Origin of the sequence: Hyphobacterium sp. CCMP332 (assembly GCF_014323565.1) — a bacterium.
GTDB lineage: Bacteria > Pseudomonadota > Alphaproteobacteria > Caulobacterales > Maricaulaceae > Hyphobacterium.
The window spans coordinates 1882077-1902268 of the sequence record NZ_CP058669.1; the positions used below are offsets into that span (position 1 = coordinate 1882077).

Below are 20192 nucleotides of genomic sequence, written 5' to 3' on the forward strand. Positions count from 1 at the left end.
TGTCATGGTTATAAGAATCCTGGGCGGCGCATTGCTGCTGATCGTATTACTGGCAACGGCTTTTGCTGGCTGGTTCTATCGTCCATGGTCGGACTATTCACCGGCACGTGTGCAGCAGGCATTCGAGCCTGAGAATATTATCGATGTGTCACTGCACATGTCGGACTATTTCCCCTATGCGGGCCTGGAAGCGACCCATCCCGACCCTCTGCAGCGCGACATTCGCCCTCTTGATGTGACTTATGACTTCAACGGCGAGAACCGGTCGCTGGAACAGTATCTTGAAACCACACAATCTCTCGGCCTCGCCGTCATTGTCGATGGCGTGGTGGTTCACGAGCGTTATCTCAATGGCGCGGACGAGATGAGCCTGCCCACCTCCTGGTCTGTCGCCAAGAGTTTTGTCGCGACACTGATCGCCATGGCCCTGCACGAGGGCCGGATCGACAATCTCGATCAGCTCGCGCAGGAATTTGCGCCGCAATATGCCGGCTCAGCATTCGGCGAAACATCGCTGCGTCATTTGCTGATGATGTCCACCGGCATCGATTTCGTCGAGGATTACAGCGATACGGAATCGGATATTGGCGTCCTCTTTGCCGATCCCTTTGTCTGGGGCAGCGATATCGATCAGTCGCTCCTGCAATTTGAACGCACCACCGACGCTGGCACCGAGCTCGACTATATTTCCTCGGCCAGCCACGTTTTGTCTGCCGTCCTGCGCGGCATCTACGATCAGCCGCTTCATCAGATCGTGCAGGAGAAAATCTGGACCCCGCTCGGCATGGAAAGCGATGCCTACTGGAACCAGAACGTCATGGGCGAGGATGGCGTGTCGCTTGGCTATTGCTGTCTGAACGCGCGTCCGGTGGACTATGCCCGCCTCGGCCTGCTCTACCTCAATGACGGTGTCTGGAATGGCGAGCGCCTCTTGCCCGAAGGCTGGGTCGACATGGCCACCCACGCCAACGCACCGTTTCAGGAAGCGGATGTGACCTATTCCCTGCGCGGTTACGGCCTGCACTTCTGGTTCCCGGAAACGGATCGGGATGAATTTTTCGCCGCCGGGATTTACGGCCAGTACATCTGGGTCGATCCGTCCCGCAATCTGGTGATCTCGCGCTTTGCAGCGGATCCGCAATGGGGGGCGCACACCGCGGAAACCTTTGCCGCCTTCCGTGCCATCGCAGCTGAAGCCGCGGGAGAGTAGACATGGCGGATTATGCGACCGAATACGACTATATCATTGTCGGTGCCGGATCGGCCGGCTGCGTTGTCGCCGAGCAACTCTCCCGGGATCGCGACGTCACCATCTGCGTTCTGGAAGCCGGCAAGTCGGACGATCACCCGAACATTCGCACACCCATGCTGCTGAAAGAGGTCGTCTCCGGCGGTCCCTTCAACTGGAATTATGAAACCGAACCGCAGGAGCGGCTGAATAACCGGCGCATGTTCTGGCCCCGCGGCAAGACGATTGGCGGCTCCTCCTCCATCAACGCCATGCACTACATGCGGGGCGCGCCGGAAAATTTCGACGAATGGGGCGAGATGATTGGCGATGGCGGCTGGAGCTGGCCGGACGCGCTGGAACGTTTCAAGCGCCACGAAAACAACAATACATTTTCCGGTCCGCTTCACGGCACGGACGGGCCACTGCATGTCCAGTCCATCCCGAAGCTGAACCCTCTGACAAAGCTCTTCCTCGAAGCCGGCGGCGAGCTGCAATACCCGGAAAACGACGACTTCAACGGCGAGAAACAATTCGGTTTCGGCCCCTATCAGGTGACCATGAACGGCCCGCGCCGCTGGAGTGCGGCAGATGCCTTTCTCCGCCCCGCGATGGAGCGCGGCAATATCACCGTCATCACCGAGGCGCTCGGTCACAAGGTGCGTCTCGAAAACGGCAAAGCCACGGGCATGCTCGTGGACATCAAGGGCGAGCTGACCGAGCTGACAGCCCGCAAGGAAGTCATCCTCTCGGGCGGCGCGATCAACTCACCGCAATTGCTGCAGCTGTCCGGCATTGGTGACGCAGCCTGGTTGAGGGCTGCAGGCGTTTCAGTCGAGGTGGATCTGCCGGGCGTCGGCCGCAATCTTCAGGATCATCTGGATATCGCGACCGTGGCTCAGGTGAAGACCGCCGAGGCCATCGGTCTCTCGCTCCAGCGCTTCCCGAAGAATATGTATGACGTCTTGCGCTGGATGATCCGCGGTGATGGCGATTTCACCATCAACCCGGTCCAGGGCGGCGCCTTCATTTCGTCCTCGGTCGCGGGCGACATTCCGGATCTGCAGCTGGTCTTCATTCCCGGCTATTCGCTGAACCATGGCAAGGAGACGAAGATGGGTCACGGCATGACATTGCATGTCTGCCATCTCTATCCGGAGAGCCGTGGCGAAATCCGGATCAAGACGGACAACCCTGCGGACTATCCCGCAATTGATCCGAACTATCTGGCGACGGACTTTGACCTGACCGCCCTGACGGACGGCTATGAGAAGGTCATCGAAATCCTGCGCGCGCCAGCCTTCAAGGACGAGTTCGTGGAATGGGTGCATCCGGAAAAGCCCGGGACACGCGATGATCTGGTGGCCGATATTCGACAGCGCGCCGAAACGCTCTACCATCCGACCTCGACATGCGCGATGGGATCGGGAGAGCTGGCGGTGCTGAACTCCGACTGCCGCGTCAAAGGCGTGAAAAGCCTGCGTGTGGTGGATGCCTCTGCCATGCCGCGCCTCGTCGGTGGCAATACCAACGCGCCGACAATGATGCTGGCCGACAAGGCCGGCGAAATGATCCGCGAAACGGCCTGAGGGAGACCAGACAATGAGTGATTTGGACAACAAGCAGATCGAGCGGATGGGTGCCGTCTTCAAGGCCCAGAAGAACGCCTTCGAGGCCGAGCGCCACCGTAGCTACAAGGATCGTCTGCGCGATATCGATGCGATCGGGGCGCTGACCAAAAAGCATGGCGACGCCATCAAGGATGCCGCTGCCGCCGATTTCGGCGTCCGGTCACGTTGCGAGACACAGCTGACCGAAGTCACCTATATGACGACCGCGGTGAAACATACGCGGCGCCATCTCTGGAGCTGGATGCAGAACAGGAAGGTCTCCATCCCCGGAAATCTGGCACCGGGCAAGGCCTATATCCGCCGCGAACCCAAGGGCGTGGTCGGCATCATCTCGCCCTGGAATTATCCGTTCCAGCTCGCCTTTTCACCCATTCTCGCCGCGCTCGCCTCCGGTTGCCGCATCATGCTCAAGCCATCGGAACTGACGCCCAACATGTCGGAATTGATGCGCAACATGCTGGCCGAGGAATTTGACGAAACCCATATCGCCGTTCTGCTCGGCGGGCCGGCCGTCGGCGAAGCTTTTACGAAGATTCCCTTCGATCACCTGCTGTATACCGGCTCGACTCATGTCGGCCGCTTGGTCGCAAAAGCCGCAGCAGAAAACCTGACTCCGGTAACGCTCGAACTGGGCGGGAAATCGCCGGTCATCATCGATTCCGGTTACAAGCCGGAAGCGGCGGCCGCCTCCCTGACTTTCGGCAAGTACATGAATGCCGGTCAGACCTGTATCGCGCCCGATTACGTCATGGCGCCTGCCGACCAGACCCGCCCGATTGCCGAAGCCATTATCGCCAAGGCCGAGAAATCCTACCCGGACTGGGCCACGGACGAAGACTACACCGCCATCGTGTCCGACCGCCATTATGACCGCCTCAACGCGATGATCGAGGAAGCCCGCGCCGGTGGCGCTGAAATCCTTCAGGCCAAGGGCGGTGATCCTGGCAATGCCCGCAAGATCGCACCGACCATCGTCCTCAACCCGCCCGAAGACTCAAAGCTGATGCAGGAAGAAATCTTCGGCCCCGTCCTGCCGATTCTGTCTCATGACGGTCTGGACGACGCCATGAAGCGCGTGAACGCAGGGGAGCGCCCGCTGGCGCTTTACGTCTATTCGAAAGACAAGAAAGCGGCGCGCCGCGTGCTGGAAGGGACGATCTCCGGCGGAGCTGTGGTCAATAACACCATGCTGCACTATTCGGTCGAGGACCTGCCCTTTGGCGGCGTCGGGGCATCCGGCTATGGCGCCTATCATGGCGAAGCCGGTTTCGAGACCTTCACCCATGCCCGCAGCGTCTTCGAAGCGCCGGTCTGGCACCCCTCCCGCCTGATCGCACCGCCCTACGGCAAGCTCTTCAACATGATTGCGAACAAATAGACCATGCTGAAAGACAAGACTGTTTTGGTGACCGGCGCCTCGCGCGGCGTCGGCAAGGAAACCGCCCGCGCCTGCGCCAAGGCGGGGGCGAAGGTCATCCTTCATTTCAACGTCAATCAGGACGAAGCCGTTGCGCTCGCAAAAGAGATCGATGCGGTCGGCTGTATCGCCGCCGATCTGTCGCAAAAGGGCGCGGCAGACAGGGTCTGGCTGAAAGCCAAAACCATGGCCGGTAGCGTGGATGCCGTCGTCAACAATGCTGGCGTCTATCGCGAGACTCCGCTGCACAATGCGCAAAGCTGGGAAGCCGGCTGGGCCGAGCAGTTGCAGGTCAATGTCATGGCACCGTGCGAACTGATGCGGAACGCCATCAATGACTGGGGCTCAAGCGGTGGCGCCATCGTCAATATCGCCAGCCGTGCGGCCTATCGGGGCGATGGGCCGGACCATGCCGGATACGCCGCCTCCAAGGGCGCACTGGTCGCCGCGTCGAAGACGCTGGCGCGGGCCCATGCGCACAATAATGTCCTGATCTACACGCTGACACCCGGCTGGATTGAAACCGACATGGCCCCTTCCCGCGTCGAGGCGCGCGCTGCGGCTGTTGCGGATATTCCTCTGGGACGGGTCGCCCAGCCGCAGGAAATCGCCGCCATGGCGACGTTCCTGCTGTCCGGCCAGTGCGGATCGGCCACTGGTTCGGTCATCGACATCAATGGCGCGAGCTTTATGCGCTGACCTGACTCCCCATCCGCGCAAACCCTGCTAGATTTCCTGTGAACGCCGTTCACGAAGCGGGCGGGCATCATGAGGGGGAATTTTCATGCGTTGGGTTATTCGCGGCATTGCGGCCATTCTCGGCCTTGGCATTCTGATTGTGGCTGCGGGCCTCGGTTACGGGTATTGGCGCTTTTCCTCCTCCCTGCCGCGCACGGAGGGCACGGTCGAGGTCGCCGGCATTTCCGGCGATGTACAGATTGTCCGCGATGAATATGGCGTCCCGCACATCTTCGGCGAGACCGACGAGGACATCTATTTCGCCATCGGCTACGCCCATGCGCAGGACCGCTTTTTCCAGATGGATATGATGCGCCGCTATGTGCACGGCGAATTGTCTGCCCTGCTCGGCCACCTCAATCCGGCCACCGTCACCGCCGATGCCCGCAGCCGCAATCGCGGCTATCACCTTGTTGCCAATGCTGCGGCTGAAAATCTCTCACCGGAATTTCAGGTCGCAGCAAATGCCTATGTGGCCGGGGTGAATGCGCGTCTGGCTGAAGGTCATTACCCGCCGGAATATCTCATCCTGCAAGCGGCGCCCGAGCCGTGGGAGCTGCATGATTCCATGGCCGTCGTCGTATACATGGCCGATAGCCTTGCCGCCGGAGAAGGCGAGGAAGTGGCCCGCCGCGAACTCGCGGAAATTCTCTCCGAAACGCAATTGTCCGAATTCCTGCCGGGCTATCCCGACTGGGCACCGAACATGTTGCAGGCTGAGGATTTTGCGTCCGTCCCGGAGCCCGTAGAGCCCACCACCGAAGCCCAACCGGATTTCGATGATGGCTCCAACGCCTGGGTGCTGTCGGGTGAACACACCGCCACCGGAGAGCCGCTGCTGGCCAATGACCCGCATCTGGCGCTTGGCGCACCGGGCATCTGGTATTTCGCGCGGCTGAACCTGCCGCAGGGCGCGATTGTCGGCGCGACGATTGCCGGATCGCCCCTCGTTGTTCTGGGCCGTAACCAGGTCTCCGCCTGGGGCTTTACCAATACCGGTTTTGACGTCATCGACATGGTGCCGTACGCGCCGGGAAGTCTGACCACAACCGAGCGCACCGAAGTGATCGAGGTGCGCGGCGGTGCCGATATCGCCATCACGATCCGCGACGCGGACAACGGCCCTGTCCTCGATCCGGAATATTTCAATCTCGATGTGTTCGGAAATCAGGATGTGGTGCTGGTCTCGACCGCGCTGGATCGCTCCAATCAGGTTGCCAGCGTGTCCTATAATCTGATGCTGTCACAATCCTTCGACGAATTTGTCGAGGCCGGGCGCGGCTTCACGGCCCCGATGCAGAACATGCATTACGCCCATGTCGATGGCACGATCGGTTATACCACGCCGGGCCTGCTGCCCATTCGCGATGAAGCCGGTAACTGGACGGGTTTTGTCCCCTATGAAGACCTGCCGCGCGTTGAAAACCCGGTCTCCGGCCGTATCGCCTCGGGCAATAACCGCATTGTTCCCGACAATTACGCCTATGATACGCCGGGCAGCTATGCCGCCTATCGCGCAGCACGGATCGAGGAGCGGCTCGACGAAACCGGCGCCCATACGCCGGACACCTTCCACGACATCCAGATGGATCAGGTATCGGCCCAGATCCGGCGCATCCTGCCCGCGCTGCAGGCCGCAACGCCGCAAACCGAACGCGGCCAGCAGGCGCTGAACCGCATCCGGAACTGGAATGGCGATATGAATGCCCTGCTCGCGGAACCGCTTATCTATTCGCTCTGGTATCGCGATATCCAGGAAGGCATCTACGCCGACGAACTCGGCGATGATTTCCTGCGCCACCTGTCGACACGGCGGGTCTTCACCGAAAACGTGCTGATCGGCGATGACGGTCATTGGTGCGATAACGTCACCACCGATGCGGTCGAGATCTGTCCGGACATACTGGGCGCAGCGCTGGATGCGGCCATGGAGCGCGGTGTCGCCACCTACGGCCCGGACGTCAACAACTGGACGTGGGGCCAGGCCCACCAGGCCGTCTTCGATCATCCCGTCTTCACCGGCTCCGGCCTGCCTTTGCTGGAGGACTGGTTCACGGTTCGCCAGCCGGTTGGCGGCGACAGCTCGACGGTCAATGTGGCGGTCTATTCCGTACGTGCGGGCTCGTTTGATGTTTTCCACGGACCATCGCTGCGGGCTATTTATGATCTGTCGGATCTGGACGCATCGCGCTTCATGCATGCGCCGGGACAATCGGGACACCCCTGGTCGGATCACTATCGCGACCTCGCCCCGATGTGGGCGGCCGGCGAGAGCTTTGAAATGCGCACCGACTGGACCCCGGACACGGCACCCGACGGTGCCCGCATCTTGACCCTGACCCCTGCCAACTAGGACGCCAACCATGTCGATACGTATCACCCGTCGCGGCGCGCTCTTCGGCGCCTCCGGTCTCGCCTTCGCGGCGGCCGCCTGTTCATCCGGCCCGCGGCGGCCCGAGCCGGAGCCGCAAACCGGACCCTTCCGGCATGGCGTGGCCTCGGGTGAACCGGATCAGTCCAGCGTCGTGTTGTGGACCGCCATTACCGACGATGCCGGCGGGGAATACGTCTTTCAGGTGGCGGCCGATGAGAGTTTCGAAACCATCGTGTTCGAGGACCGCGAAGAGCGCACCTATGTCACCAGCAATGCGATCTCGACCTTCAAGGTCATCGCAACCGGGCTGGAACCCGCGACAACCTATTTCTATCGCATGCTGTTCAACGGCATTTCCTCGCCGGTCGGCCGGACCCGGACTTTGCCGGTTGGTGCCGTCGCGCGTTTCAACATGGCCGTCTGCTCCTGCTCGAATTATCCGGCTGGGTATTTCAACGCCTATCGTGAACTGGCCAACACGCCCGATCTCGATCTTGTCCTGCATCTCGGCGACTATCTCTACGAATACAGCGCCGACGGATACGCTTCCGAAGAAGCCGAACGTCTGGACCGCGTCGTCGATCCGCGTCATGAGCTGATCTCCTATGGCGACTATGCGCGCCGGCACGCCCTCTACAAGACCGACCCGGATCTGCAGGCCGCGCACGCTGCTGCCCCCTGGCTGATGATGTGGGACGACCATGAAGTCGCCAATGATGCCTGGACCACGGGCGCTGAAAACCACAATGAAGGCGAAGGCGTCTACGAAGAGCGCGTCTACAACGCCATGCTCGCTTATCATGACTGGAATCCGACGCGGGAGCCGGAAGATCAGATCGGCACGGCGCGGATTGCGGAGATTGGTGATCTGGCCACACTGGTCGTGACCGAATCCCGCCATGTGGCGCGCGACCAGCCGATGGATTTCTCCACCTTCCCGATTGCCGATGATGCGGACCCCGATGATCCGGCCAACCGGCAAGCCATCGCCGACTGGCGCGCCAATGAAATCGGCCGGGACGATCGCGAAATGCTGGGTGCGGCCCAGATCGCGCAAATCGCCGATGCCTTCGGTGCGGCCGCCGGCAAGCCCTGGCGCTTGCTGGGCGGTCAGGTGATCATGGGACGCGTGGAAACCCCCGACATGATCGAGGCCCTGCCGGGCTGGCTGAAATTCATTGTCTCGAAATCCGATGATCTGGCCTGGGGCTATATTCAGCGCTCCCAGTTCGACATCCCCTTCAATCTGGACGCCTGGGATGGCTATGTGGCCGAGCGCGAACGCCTGTATGATGCGGTCCGCGAGGCCGGCAGCGACATGATCGCCTTTGCCGGCGACAGCCATAATTTCTGGACCAACCAGCTGATGGACGATGACGGCCATCGCATCGGATATGAATTCGGTACCACGTCGATCACCTCGCCATCTCCCTTCGAGCGGGTGCCCGCGCCGGGTGTTTCCTTCTCCCGCCTCATCGAGGACAAGAATCCCGACGTCATCCGCCACAATGATCGCGACAAGGGCTTTATTCGCGTCACCCTTACACCGGAAGCGATGGAAGCCGATTTCGTGACGGTCTCAACGATAAGGCGTCGCGGATACACGGCCGGCAGCGACAGCCGCTGGCGGGTCACGCGCGGGTCAGACGGGCTGGAAATCGACGCCATCTGAGGGTGAATTTTCCGATTCAAATCAAGCTACTGAATCGATTCATATTTTTCGTTTCGGAATGAGATTCCGATTCCGCTTTGAAATTGATGCGCAAGCTGTAACTGGTCGCCCTCAAATCGTCATGATAGGCAGGCATCACGCTTTTTCATGTCAGACTGACGGGAAGGATTTCGGGCATGCCCTCACGTTTTGAAGCAACAGACAGTGAGCCTGTCCGCTCGGTGAAGTTTACCGGGCCGGGACGCTATCTCTTCTGGATGACAGTATTTCTGGCCGCGGTCGGCGTGATCGCCGTCCTGCTGATCGGGCCGCTGGAAGAGGCCTTCATGGCCAATATGGCCATAAACGGGCTGATCATCGCGGTTCTGCTGATCGGCATTCTCTACACCTATCTTCAGGCCCTCTCGATCGCGCCGGCCGCCCGCTGGCTGGTTCGTTTCCGGACCTCTGACGATTCAACCGTCCTGCCCAACCCGCCCAGCATGATTGCGCCAATGGCCTCGATGATGGGCGATGCAGGGTCCCGCGTCCGGATCTCGACCAATTCGGTCCGCACGGTGCTGGATTCCGTCGGCGCGCGGATGGCGGAATCGGGCGCATTCACGCGCTATTTCGGCCGACTGCTCATTTTCCTCGGCCTGCTCGGCACCTTCTGGGGTCTGCTGGCCGTCGTCTCCGAAGTCGGCGAAGCTGTCCGCGCCGTCACCGCCTCATCCACCGGAGGAGAAGCCGACGTCCTACGGCTGATGGCGGCGATCGAAAATCCCATTCAGGGCATGGGAACCGCCTTTGCGTCCTCCCTCTTCGGCCTCGCCGGGTCGCTCATCATCGGCTTCCTCGACCTTCAGGCCAGCCGGGCACACAACCGCTTCTTCAACGAGATCGAGGAGTGGCTGTCCTCCATCTCCCGCGTTGCGGCGGCCGGCCCGTCCACCACGCCGGATGGCGAAATGTCACCAGCCTATGTCGGCGCATTGCTCGAACAGACGGCAGAAACGCTGGACCGCCTCTCCCACACGCTGGAAAAGCATACGAGAGATCTGGATTCCACGCTCCGCCGCGTCGCCGAGGAAAACGCCTCCGGCCAGCAGGAGGCCTCCCGCGCCCTGCGCGACGAAATTCGCGTTCTGGTCCGCGCCATCGAGGCGCAAAACCGGTCACGGGGCAACTGATCCATGAGTTTCGCGCCCCGTCTTTCGCGATTTGCCGAGAATGATTCCGGTGACTACTGGCCGGGATTTGTGGATGCGCTGGCCACGCTCTTGCTGGTCATTGTCTTTCTCCTGTCGATCTTCGTGGCGGGGCAATTCGCGCTGAGCCGCGCGCTGACCGGACGCGATGAGCAACTGGCAACGCTGAACCAGCAACTGGCTTCGCTGACCGATGAGCTGGCCCTGGCCGAAGGCGAAAACACCCGTCTCGAACAGGAAATGACGACACTGCGCGCCACCCTGTCCGATGTTCAGGCCGAACGTGACGACCTCTCCGATCAGCTCGTCATCGTCATGGGCCAGTTGGAAGACGTCCAGTCGCGCCTGATTCTGGAAGAGGAAGTCACCGCAAACCAGGTCGATCAACTGACCGCCCTGAACCTGCAAATGCAGGCCCTGCGCGACCAGATCTCCGAACTCAGCGGATTGCTGGATGCTGCCGAGGCGCGCGAGGAAGAGCTCGAAAGCCAGATATTCAATCTCGGCGAACGCCTGAATTCCGCGCTCGCCAGCCGCGCCGCCGAACTCGCCCGCTATCGCTCGGATTTCTTCGGGCGTCTGCGCGAAATTCTCGGCAATCGCTCGGGCGTCAGCGTTGTCGGCGACCGCTTCGTGTTTGAAACCGACGTGCTCTTTGCCTCGGGATCCGCGGCGCTGTCGAATGATGGCCGCGAAAGCCTGCGTCCCATTGCCGACGCCATCATCCAGCTGACAACCGAAATTCCTGACGATCTGGAGTGGATTATCCGCATTGACGGTCATACCGACCCGCGGCCTATCCGCACCACCTATCCGTCCAACTGGCACCTTTCGGCGGCGCGCGCGATCTCGGTCGTGAACTGGTTTGAGGACCTCGGCGTACCCTCCGAACACCTTGTCGCCGCCGGCTTTGGCGAGCATCAGCCCATTGCCGAAGGCACCAGCGAGGAGGCCTATGCCCGCAATCGCCGGATCGAACTGAAACTGACGAGCCGCTAGCGGTAAAGCCGCTTGCCCTTTAAATGCCGCTCCGCTATAAGCCGCGGCTCATTTGACGGAGCAATCCGTTACACAGCCTGACGTGCCGGAGCGCTACGATGCAAAAAGATATTCATCCCGATTATCACACGATCAATGTGACCATGACCAACGGGACGGTTTTCCAGACACGCTCTACCTGGGGCAAGGAAGGCGATACGCTGAATCTGGATATCGACCCGACGACCCACCCGGCCTGGACCGGTGGCGACCAGAAGCTGATGGACCGCGGTGGCCGCGTGTCCCGCTTCAAGGACAAGTTCAAGGGTTTCGCCTGATCCTTTTCAAGGATATCGGAATCAAAAAGGCGCGAGACTCCGGTCCCGCGCCTTTTTCCTTGCCGGTTGTGCGGTTCTAGCTGAACGCGTTCTTGAGCCGGTTCATCTGGTCTTCGACCGGGCTGGAGCCGGTCGCGCCGCGGCTGTTTTCAAACAGGGAATCATCAATGCGCTTCAGCCGCGCATAAAGCTGTCGGGACCGCGCAGCGAGATCGGCCAGAACACCCGGTACGGGATCCCCGTCGGCAGGCCACAAATCCTCGATATCGTCATCATCGGGCAAGCGATATTGCCCCGTCACCAGCTGGTCTGCGGACAGATCCCCTTCCGCCACCTGCCGCTGCGCCAGAAGCCAGGACGCGGCCTGCATCAGGCGCGTGGTCAGCTTCATGCTCTCCGCCGCATAGGCCAGAGCCCCGCCGCGCCCGAGGGATTTGGCATCCTCACGGCCCGGCCCGTCGAGATAGGAGGCGGTTTCCTCCACCATATCCATCCCGTCCCGGAACAGGCGCGAGAAATGCTCGCTACCGGCAAATTCGGCCACACGTTCTGCCGGATTGCCCGACTGAAAACCGGTATCACTCACCACGTCACTCATACATACCTGCTTTGATCCACGTGCCACAAAGACTGCAATCGGCGGGCCAAGGATATCAACCCTGTCTGAAAATCGACTCGGCGACTTCCAGCCCGGATTGCTTTGACGCGATCATCTCGTCAATCCGCTGGATCTCGCTTTCGATGGACAGGCGCCGTTCTTTCAATCCCTCGATCGAGAATTCCGACAAATCCTCTCCCGGAATGATGACATTCGGATTTTTCCCAAGGGATGCATCTTCATCAAACATATCCACCTCCCTCTATTGCGATCGCCCACACTAACGCTCACCATCGCGCTTGTCGCCCCTTTGCTTGAAAGGCCGTTCATGTCTGTCCCGACATCTCACCGCATCGCCATTGCGCCAGAGCCCGGCGGCCCCGATGCCATCGGTATCGTCGAGCGGCCCTTGCCGGCGCTCAAGGCAGACGAGGTTCTGATCCGCACGGCGGCCTGCGGCGTCAACAAGCCGGACACATTCGAGCGCATGGGATTCTACCCGCCGCCGCCCGGCGCACCGGAGGGGCTGGGCCTCGAAGCCGCCGGAACGATCGTGACTGTGGGCGCTTCTGTGGATCGCTTCAAGGCCGGTAACAATGTCTGTGCGCTGGTGACCGGCGGCGGCTATTCCGACTATGTCATCGCCAAAGCGGGCAGCACCCTGCCGACACCGAAAGGCATCGAACTGACCGCCGCGGCGGGATTGCCCGAAACGGTTTTTACCGTCTGGGCGAATGTGTTTCAGGCCGGGCAGTTGAAGGCCGGCGAAACCCTGCTGGTGCATGGCGGCGCGGGCGGCATCGGAACGACCGCCATCCAGATGGGCAAAGCCGCCGGCGCGCGCGTATTTGCCACCGCCGGAACGCCGGAAAAATGCGCCCTGTGCGAACGCCTCGGGGCCGACCGGGCCATCAATTACCGCGACGAGGATTTCGTCGCCATCCTCAATGAAGCAGGCGGCGCCAATGTCATTCTCGACATGGTGGGCGGACCCTATGTGCAGAAGAATATCAATTGCGCCGCCTTTCGCGGGCGCATTGTCCAGATCGCCTTCCTGCAAGGCTCGCGGATCGAAGCCGATCTGATGCGCCTGATGCTCAAGCAATTGACCCTCACAGGCTCGACCTTGCGCGCACGCCCCGAGGCGGAAAAGGCCGAGCTGGCCAAAGCGATTGAAGACACGGTCTGGCCGTGGATCGAAAGCGGCCGGTTCAGACCTGAAATCCACGCGACATTTCCATTGGAAAACGCGGCCGAGGCGCACCGCCTGATGGATGCCGGTGATCACGCCGGGAAAATCCTGCTGACGCCCTGAAGCTCATCCCTTTTCAGTTGCCGGCGGACGCGCTATACAACGCGCAAATCGCTGGCTCGCCTGTAGACTTGAGCCAGCGTCGGAAGGCCATCCAACCCGGCATCCGTGCCGGGTTTTTCTATGGCCGAAACACATTACGTCTGGAGACGATTTAAATGACCGAAATTCTGATGCCGAAAGCCACGGCTGTCTGGCTGGTCGACAATACCGCGCTGACCTTCGAGCAGATTGCCGATTTCTGCGGCCTGCACCGCCTCGAAGTCAAAGGCATTGCCGATGGCGATGTCGCCGTCGGTGTGCGTGGCTCTGACCCTGTCTCCAGCGGCCAGCTGTCCCGTGAAGAAATCAGCAAGGCCGAAGCCGATGCGGCTTATCGCATGACCGCCGTCAAGCACCGCTATGATGATCTGCACCAGCCGCGCAAGAAGCGCGGTCCGCGTTACACGCCGCTCTCGCGCCGTCAGTCGCGCCCGGATGCCATTGCCTGGCTCGTCCGCAACCACCCGGAGCTGACCGACCCGCAAATCTCCAAGCTGATCGGCACGACCAAGACGACGATTGAAGCGGTCCGCGAGCGCACGCACTGGAACTCCTCCAACATCAAGCCGACCGACCCCGTCACACTGGGGCTGACCACGCAGATTGATCTGGATGAACAGGTGCGCAAGGCCTCCGCCCGCCGTGAAAAGCTGGAAGAGGAACGCCGCGCTGCCGGTCAGGATCCGATTGCCGGACCCGCCGAGCAGGAATCCGAAGAGCACGAAACCGCCACCAGCATGGACGACGTCAATCTCGAGACGCTGTTTGGCGGCAAGAAGGCTCAGTCAGACGATGACGACAGGTAGTTGAGGGCCAAACGGCCTCCATCGGCATAGATACATTCGCCGGTGATATAGCTCGCATCCTTTGATGCCAGAAAGGCCACGACCCCGGCGATCTCGTCGGGGTCGCCTATTTTTCCGAGAGGCGTCCGCGACAGGACCTTGCCCATCGCCTTGCGATCTTCCAGCACGGCTTTGAGCACATCGGTATTGATACTGCCCGGTCCGACGGCATTCACGCGCACCCCTTGCGCCGCCAATGCCAGCGCCATGGACTTGGTCATCTGGTTGATCGCGCCCTTGGTCGCGCAATAGGCCAGCTGATCCGCGATCGCGACCACCGCATTGACGGACGACATATTGATAATGGCATAGCGTTTGCGGCAATCATCGGGACGCTCGTCATCATGCTCGATCTGGTCGATCATTTGCCGGGCGGCGGCACGCGCCACCAGAAACGCCCCGCGCAGATTGACGGCGAGCACCTTGTCAAAATCATCTGTTTCCAGAGACAGGATGTCGCCCTTGGCGACGATGCCCGCATTGTTGACGAGGATATCGAGGCGGCCAAATGCCGAACGCGTCTCCGCCATCAGATTGGCCACTGACAGCTTGTCGGACACATCACAATCGACAAACAGGGCCCGGTCCTTGTCTGCGCCCAGTTCTTCGGCCAGCGATTTGCCGGAATCCCGGTCGCGGTCGGCAATGACGACCTTCAGCCCGTCCTCGGCAAACCGCCGGGCGCAGGCGCGTCCGATTCCGTTGGCTCCGCCGGTAACGATTGCAACGCGATCAGATTGGGCCATGACAGTCTTCCGCTCTATTGGTTTTCAGCGCGGGTGCGCAGATAATCATTTTCAAGGGTCTCACTGTCCGGCATCAGCTCATAGGCGTCGGCAAACAGCTGGCGCGCTTCATCCATGCGTCCGACACCTTCCAGAGCCGAGGCGAGCGAATGCACAATCGCGCCACTCTCCGGCTCCGCCGCGACAGCCTGCTCGCAAAGCGGCAGGGCCGTTGCATACTGCTCATCCGCAACCAGTGCCCAGCAAAGTGCATTCAGGGAATAACCACTCTCGGGGTTCAGTTCGACGGCCCGGCGCGCCTGATCAATGGCTTGCTCATTCATGCCCATTTCAAGGAAAGCGGCCGACAGATTGATCCAGCCGCTTGGCCAATCCGGCTCGAGCCGTGTGACGTTCTGGTACGCCACGACAGCTTCGGCCTGGCGGCCCAGCTGATCATAGGTCCGGCCCAGATTGAGCTGGGTGGAGATATCGTCGGACATTTCCTGGACGGCAATTTCCAGGTCTGTCAGCGCACCGTCCGCATCACCTGTCATCAGCCGGGCAATACCCCGATTGCGGCGGATATAGGCATTGTCGAACGCGACGCCGCGCGTTTCGGCGATGGCATAGGCCAGATTGAAAGCCTGCAGGGCTTCGTCAAAGCGTTGTTCGTAGAGATAGGCACCGCCCAGCCGGGTATGGATGACCGCCTCTTCGCCCGGTTCCAGATCCGCAGAATTCAGACAGGCCTCAAACGCCGTAATGGCTTCATCGGCATTGCCTTCCGTCAGCGCGTTTTCGCCAACCTGACAGGGATCGCCATTTGCCACCGCGCCGGAGTCTGCCGGCGTACACGCGATAACCATTGCGCTAATGGCCAGAAGAAAGGGGATTCGAAACATGCAGCGGCTCCAGAGTATTCCGGTACGATCATGCAATAAGGGCGGCCTTTCGCAAGGCCGCCCGACTGTAAGCGTGATCAATTTGACGTCAGTGACTTCGTCGAAGGAGCTCTATCTGCTCCTTAAGTCGAAGTTTTTCTTTCTTGAGGGAGGCAATCTGAAGCGTGTCAGACCCGGGACGCTTGCATTCGTTTTCAATTTTGTGGTCCAGTTGATTGTGTCGAGCGTCCAGTTCACGGATGTGCGCTTCAATCGTCATAAGTCGCCTCCTTGCGTTAACTACAACGGAATGAGGAATTGAAACACCGTCCGGCCTATATGTCACTTCACAATTCGTATCGGAGCAAAAAATGTCTGAACGCGGACGAATAATTGTCGGAATTTCCGGCGCATCGGGCGTGATTTACGGCATCCGCGCCCTGCAAGCCCTTCGTGAGCTCGGCATCGAAACCCACCTGGTGGCCTCGAAAGCGGCTGAAATGACACTGGGGTATGAGACCGATACCACGCCGGCGGAACTGAAGGCACTGGCCGATTATGCCTACAAGCCGTCGGATATCGGCGCATCCATTGCCTCTGGCTCGTTCGGTAATATGGGCATGCTTGTTGCGCCCTGCTCGGTCCGGTCAATGTCTGAAATCGCCACCGGCGTTACGTCCGGCCTGATTGCCCGCGCGGCAGATGTGACGCTGAAAGAGCGCCGCCGTCTGGTACTGATGGTACGGGAAACCCCGTTTCATCTCGGGCATTTGCGCACGATGACACAGCTCACCGAGATGGGCGCAGTCATCCACCCGCCCCTGCCCGCCTTTTATACCAATCCGGAATCGATCGATGACATTGTCAACCAGTCCGTTGGACGGGCGCTTGATCTGTTCGGTCTGAACTGGGAACCCACCCGGCGGTGGGGGGAAGATCTGGCTGGCGGCAAACGCCCTGCATCCCAGACATGAGCCAGGCCTTCTGGGAATGGTCTCTGGACCGTTATGAGCAACCCGGCGTCGCGGCCGCCTGCCTCGACTTGCAGGATCGCCACGGTCTCAACGTCAATATCTGTCTCTGGTGCCTGTGGCTGGCGACAGAGGGCCGCAACGCAACACCGTGTATCGAGGCAGCGATGAAGGCGCTGGCGCCCTGGTCCGGTGAGATTACCTCCGCCATCCGCGAGACACGGCGCAGACTGAAAAACCGGCCCGGCGCGGACACACTCTACAAATCCGTGCTGGCCTGTGAACTGGATGCCGAACACATCGAACAGGACCTATTGTTCGAACTGGCGGCCAGCGCGCCGGAAAGCCGGATGGAGGTCGAGCCGGCCGCCAGGCAGGCGCTCTCGGAATACGCGGGTTTGAAAGGCCTTCACATTGATTTTACGCCTCTATTGAAAGCCGTTTTATCTCCCGTCAAAAAAGTGTAAGACACGGGGCTCGCCCCGTAAGAGAGGGCGTTTTCTGACAACAATAAAGAAACACACCCGGCGATGAGCGAAGACGAATTCCTCGAGCAATCCACAATACGGGCGAAGATTGACGAGCTTAAATTCCGTCACCGGTCGCTGGATTCCGAAGTGCGCGCGCTTCAGGACATGGGCGTGGCCGATCAGTTGAAAGTGGCGCGCCTGAAAAAGGAAAAGCTTCAGCTCAAGGACCGCATCGCCGAGCTTGAAGACCGCATGACGCCCGACATTATTGCGTAAAATCAGCCGGCTGCGGCGGTTTTCAATTCCTGCTTGCGCGCATACATGGCCGCATCGGCCTGCGCCATCGCCGCATCGACATTCACACCGGGTTGCAGCGGGTGAACCCCCCAGGCCGCATTGATATGCAACTCGCGCCCGTCATGCATGAAAGCGGTATTCTCGATTGCATCGGCCAGATCACTGGCCTTGTACTCGGCCTGACTGACAGTGGTCAGTGTCAAAACGACGCCGAATTCATCGCCGCCCAGCCGCCCGACCGAATCAGTTTCACGCAGATTGGCGGTCAGCGTCGCCGCCACATGATGCAGGGCGGCATCGCCTGCGGCATGCCCGTAGCTGTCATTGATGTCCTTGAAACCGTTCAGGTCAAAATAGACCAGAGCCGACGGCGCTTCGTGGCGTTCCGCCAGAGCCAGCGCGCGCGAGACTTCCCGCACAAAGGCCCGGCGATTGAGGACCGGCAGGAGCACGTCATGATCAGCGAGCGATTCCAGTTCGCGCACGCGGCTGCGCAAGCGTTCCGTATCCTTGCGAAGCTGATCAACCTCGCCCATCAGGCCCAGCAGGGCGCGCTGGACATTCGGGGTCAGTTCGTTTTCCGGAACACCCATGATCTGGGCCGCATCACGCGGCGCCGACATTGACGCCGTTGCGGATGAACCACTCGCCGAGGACGCCTTGCTGGCATCGCCGGTCGACTTCATTTTGTTCAGCGCATCAAAAGGACGAATTCGCATGTGTTCAGCCCGAAGTATCTGATCCAGCACAAATCTTGGCGAAGGGCAGTTAAGAAAGGGTCAAGGTTAATGGTTGGTTTTGCCCTTTTCCTTGACGCGCGCTGGCATCTGCGTATGTTCCCGCGCTTCCCGAAAGCCGAGGAGGCTGACCGTGAGCGCCAAAGCGCCCCGCATTGCCATCATCATGGGGTCCCGGTCCGACTGGCCGACCATGAAAGCTGCTGCCGATATTCTCGACGCCCTTGATGCGGACTACGAGACGCGCGTTGTGTCCGCACATCGCACGCCGGACCGCATGACCGACTTCGCGAAATCCGCGAAATCAAAGGGCATTCAGGTGATTATCGCCGGAGCCGGAGGCGCAGCCCATCTGCCCGGCATGGTCGCGTCCATGACAACCCTTCCCGTGCTCGGCGTGCCGGTTGAATCAAAGGCCCTGAAGGGCATGGACAGCCTCTTGTCCATCGTGCAGATGCCGGGCGGCGTGCCGGTCGGCACCCTTGCCATCGGCGAGCCCGGCGCAAAGAATGCCGGTCTGATGGCCGCGTCCATCATCGCCTTGCAGGATCCGGCGCTCGCAGGCCGGCTGGAAGCCTATCGCGATGCGCTCGAGGCCTCGGTTCCCGAAACGGTGGAAGACTGATCCGGCATGACTGACGCGCTCGCGCCCGGCTCCGTGATCGGCATTCTCGGCGGCGGACAGCTGGGCCGCATGCTGGCGCAGGCCGGTGCCCGGCTGGGCTTCGACATCCACATATTCGACACTGCCGCGAACGGGCCCGCCGCGCGGGTCGCTGCCAGAAGCTGGGCGGCACCGTGGGCGGATGACGGCGCGGTCCAGACCTTCGCTGCCAAATGCGATGTCCTCACTTTCGAATTCGAGAACATTCCCGCCTCTGCCCTCGCCGCCGCCGAAAGCGCGGCGCCGGTCCGCCCCGGCCGGAAATCGCTGGAATTGACGCAAGATCGCCTGATCGAGAAGCGCTTCATCCGGGAGGCCGGATGCTCCACGGTGGATTTCGCCGAGGTCAATTGCATTGACGATCTGGAAGCGGCGGCCGCAGAGCTCGGCCGGCCCGCCATTCTGAAGACCCGCCGCTTTGGCTATGACGGCAAGGGACAGGCCGTGATCCGCGAGGACACGGATCTGTCCGGGGCCTGGGCCGCCATCGGCGAACAGCCCGCCATTCTGGAAGCCTTCGCGCCCTTCAGCCGTGAATTGTCGGTTGTCGCCGCGCGCGCCGAAAATGGCGAAATGGCGATCTATCCGCTGGCCGAGAATTCCCATTCCGGCGGCATTCTGCGTGTCTCGCGAGCGCCGGCCATCGTTTCAAAGGATATCGAGACCCGTGCGATCGAGATCGCCCGCGCCATCGGCGACGGGCTCGATCACATCGGCGTCTTTGCGGTGGAATTGTTTGATGTCGCGGGCGAATTGATCATCAACGAAATCGCACCGCGGGTGCACAATACCGGGCACTGGACGATGGATGCCTGCACCTGCAGCCAGTTTGAAAATCATATCCGCGCAGTGGCCGGCTGGCCACTGGGCGCAACCCGGCCCCATTCCGCCTGCGAAATGACCAATCTGATCGGCGATGATGTCGCGCCCTGGCACGCCCTCGCCAGCGAATCGGACGCCTGTCTTCACCTTTACGGCAAGCGCGAGGCGCGGCCGGGCCGGAAAATGGGCCATATCAACCGGCTTTCGAAACTTTCCGGCTAGGACACCCTTGCACTCTGCGCTGTCGCCGTTATGGGAA

At 60.8% G+C, this 20192-nt stretch carries 22 protein-coding genes; 16 read left to right on the forward strand and 6 right to left on the reverse strand.

The features are described 5' to 3' along the window. The first annotated feature begins 4 nt into the window (after positions 1-4). The 9 genes from HXX25_RS09540 to rpmE all read left to right on the forward strand — a co-directional run bounded on the left by HXX25_RS09540 (position 5) and on the right by rpmE (position 11566). Positions 5-1210: a serine hydrolase gene (locus tag HXX25_RS09540; RefSeq protein WP_187165694.1), complete on the forward strand. Its 1206-nt coding sequence runs from the start codon at positions 5-7 to the stop codon at positions 1208-1210. Between the two features lie 2 nt (positions 1211-1212). Beyond that, entirely contained in the window at positions 1213-2817 is a 1605-nt protein-coding gene (locus HXX25_RS09545) for a GMC family oxidoreductase (protein ID WP_187165695.1), read from the forward strand. A 13-nt stretch (positions 2818-2830) separates the two neighbouring features. Continuing rightward, positions 2831-4237 (forward strand): coniferyl aldehyde dehydrogenase, encoded by a 1407-nt coding sequence (locus HXX25_RS09550; protein WP_187165696.1) that lies wholly within the window; start codon positions 2831-2833, stop codon positions 4235-4237. 3 nt (positions 4238-4240) lie between these two features. Next, positions 4241-4975, forward strand: coding sequence for an SDR family NAD(P)-dependent oxidoreductase (locus HXX25_RS09555; RefSeq protein WP_187165697.1), 735 nt, complete (start codon positions 4241-4243; stop codon positions 4973-4975). Positions 4976-5060: 85 nt separating this feature from the next. Then, positions 5061-7367 (forward strand): penicillin acylase family protein, encoded by a 2307-nt coding sequence (locus HXX25_RS09560; protein ID WP_187165698.1) that lies wholly within the window; start codon positions 5061-5063, stop codon positions 7365-7367. Between the two features lie 10 nt (positions 7368-7377). Continuing rightward, on the forward strand, positions 7378-9060 hold the full coding sequence (locus HXX25_RS09565) for an alkaline phosphatase (protein ID WP_187165699.1): 1683 nt from the start codon (positions 7378-7380) through the stop codon (positions 9058-9060). A gap of 176 nt (positions 9061-9236) precedes the next feature. Beyond that, the gene (locus HXX25_RS09570; protein WP_187165700.1) at positions 9237-10232 is read left to right on the forward strand and encodes a hypothetical protein; all 996 of its coding nucleotides are present in this window, start codon (positions 9237-9239) and stop codon (positions 10230-10232) included. A 3-nt stretch (positions 10233-10235) separates the two neighbouring features. Beyond that, on the forward strand, positions 10236-11249 hold the full coding sequence (locus HXX25_RS09575) for a peptidoglycan -binding protein (protein WP_187165701.1): 1014 nt from the start codon (positions 10236-10238) through the stop codon (positions 11247-11249). A gap of 98 nt (positions 11250-11347) precedes the next feature. Next, entirely contained in the window at positions 11348-11566 is a 219-nt protein-coding gene (rpmE, locus tag HXX25_RS09580; RefSeq protein ID WP_187165702.1) for a 50S ribosomal protein L31, read from the forward strand. Positions 11567-11642: 76 nt separating this feature from the next. Here rpmE and HXX25_RS09585 read toward each other — a convergent pair whose 3' ends face one another. Together HXX25_RS09585 and HXX25_RS09590 are read right to left on the reverse strand one after the other, a co-directional pair. Beyond that, positions 11643-12164: a DUF1465 family protein gene (locus HXX25_RS09585; protein ID WP_187165703.1), complete on the reverse strand. Its 522-nt coding sequence runs from the start codon at positions 12162-12164 to the stop codon at positions 11643-11645. A gap of 55 nt (positions 12165-12219) precedes the next feature. After that, positions 12220-12414, reverse strand: a complete 195-nt coding sequence (locus HXX25_RS09590) for a DUF1192 family protein (protein WP_187165704.1) — start codon at positions 12412-12414, stop codon at positions 12220-12222. Positions 12415-12492: 78 nt separating this feature from the next. On the opposite strand from HXX25_RS09590, the gene HXX25_RS09595 reads away from it, so the two are divergent. Both HXX25_RS09595 and HXX25_RS09600 read left to right on the forward strand, forming a co-directional pair. Then, complete coding sequence (locus tag HXX25_RS09595) at positions 12493-13479, forward strand: NAD(P)H-quinone oxidoreductase (RefSeq protein ID WP_187165705.1); 987 nt, start codon at positions 12493-12495, stop codon at positions 13477-13479. Positions 13480-13634: 155 nt separating this feature from the next. Further along, positions 13635-14324 carry a DUF1013 domain-containing protein gene (locus HXX25_RS09600; RefSeq protein WP_187165706.1) on the forward strand — a complete coding sequence of 230 codons (690 nt, stop codon included), beginning with the start codon at positions 13635-13637 and terminating at the stop codon, positions 14322-14324. Here the strand turns inward: HXX25_RS09600 and HXX25_RS09605 are convergent. The 3 genes from HXX25_RS09605 to HXX25_RS09615 all read right to left on the reverse strand — a co-directional run bounded on the left by HXX25_RS09605 (position 14300) and on the right by HXX25_RS09615 (position 16252). After that, positions 14300-15109 (reverse strand): SDR family NAD(P)-dependent oxidoreductase, encoded by an 810-nt coding sequence (locus HXX25_RS09605; protein ID WP_187165707.1) that lies wholly within the window; start codon positions 15107-15109, stop codon positions 14300-14302. The two genes, HXX25_RS09600 and HXX25_RS09605, sit on opposite strands and share 25 nt — an antisense overlap. Positions 15110-15123: 14 nt before the next feature. Beyond that, positions 15124-15993, reverse strand: a complete 870-nt coding sequence (locus tag HXX25_RS09610) for a tetratricopeptide repeat protein (RefSeq protein WP_187165708.1) — start codon at positions 15991-15993, stop codon at positions 15124-15126. A gap of 88 nt (positions 15994-16081) precedes the next feature. Further along, positions 16082-16252: a YdcH family protein gene (locus HXX25_RS09615; protein ID WP_187165709.1), complete on the reverse strand. Its 171-nt coding sequence runs from the start codon at positions 16250-16252 to the stop codon at positions 16082-16084. A gap of 91 nt (positions 16253-16343) precedes the next feature. Between HXX25_RS09615 and HXX25_RS09620 the strand changes: the two genes are divergently transcribed. The 3 genes from HXX25_RS09620 (at position 16344) to HXX25_RS09630 (ending at position 17689) form a co-directional block, all read left to right on the forward strand. Then, complete coding sequence (locus tag HXX25_RS09620) at positions 16344-16946, forward strand: UbiX family flavin prenyltransferase (RefSeq protein WP_187165710.1); 603 nt, start codon at positions 16344-16346, stop codon at positions 16944-16946. After that, the gene (locus tag HXX25_RS09625) at positions 16943-17410 is read left to right on the forward strand and encodes a TIGR02444 family protein (RefSeq protein WP_187165711.1); all 468 of its coding nucleotides are present in this window, start codon (positions 16943-16945) and stop codon (positions 17408-17410) included. Before HXX25_RS09620 ends, HXX25_RS09625 begins: the two co-directional genes overlap by 4 nt. Positions 17411-17473: 63 nt before the next feature. Beyond that, positions 17474-17689 carry a YdcH family protein gene (locus HXX25_RS09630; RefSeq protein WP_187165712.1) on the forward strand — a complete coding sequence of 72 codons (216 nt, stop codon included), beginning with the start codon at positions 17474-17476 and terminating at the stop codon, positions 17687-17689. 2 nt (positions 17690-17691) lie between these two features. Here the strand turns inward: HXX25_RS09630 and HXX25_RS09635 are convergent, their stop codons facing one another. Next, positions 17692-18429: a GGDEF domain-containing protein gene (locus tag HXX25_RS09635; protein ID WP_233346629.1), complete on the reverse strand. Its 738-nt coding sequence runs from the start codon at positions 18427-18429 to the stop codon at positions 17692-17694. Positions 18430-18613: 184 nt separating this feature from the next. On the opposite strand from HXX25_RS09635, the gene purE reads away from it, so the two are divergent. Next, a complete protein-coding gene (gene purE / locus HXX25_RS09640; RefSeq protein WP_233346997.1) occupies positions 18614-19072 on the forward strand; it encodes a 5-(carboxyamino)imidazole ribonucleotide mutase in 459 nt (152 codons plus the stop codon). 6 nt (positions 19073-19078) lie between these two features. Further along, complete coding sequence (locus tag HXX25_RS09645) at positions 19079-20155, forward strand: 5-(carboxyamino)imidazole ribonucleotide synthase (protein WP_187165714.1); 1077 nt, start codon at positions 19079-19081, stop codon at positions 20153-20155. Positions 20156-20192: the final 37 nt, after the last annotated feature.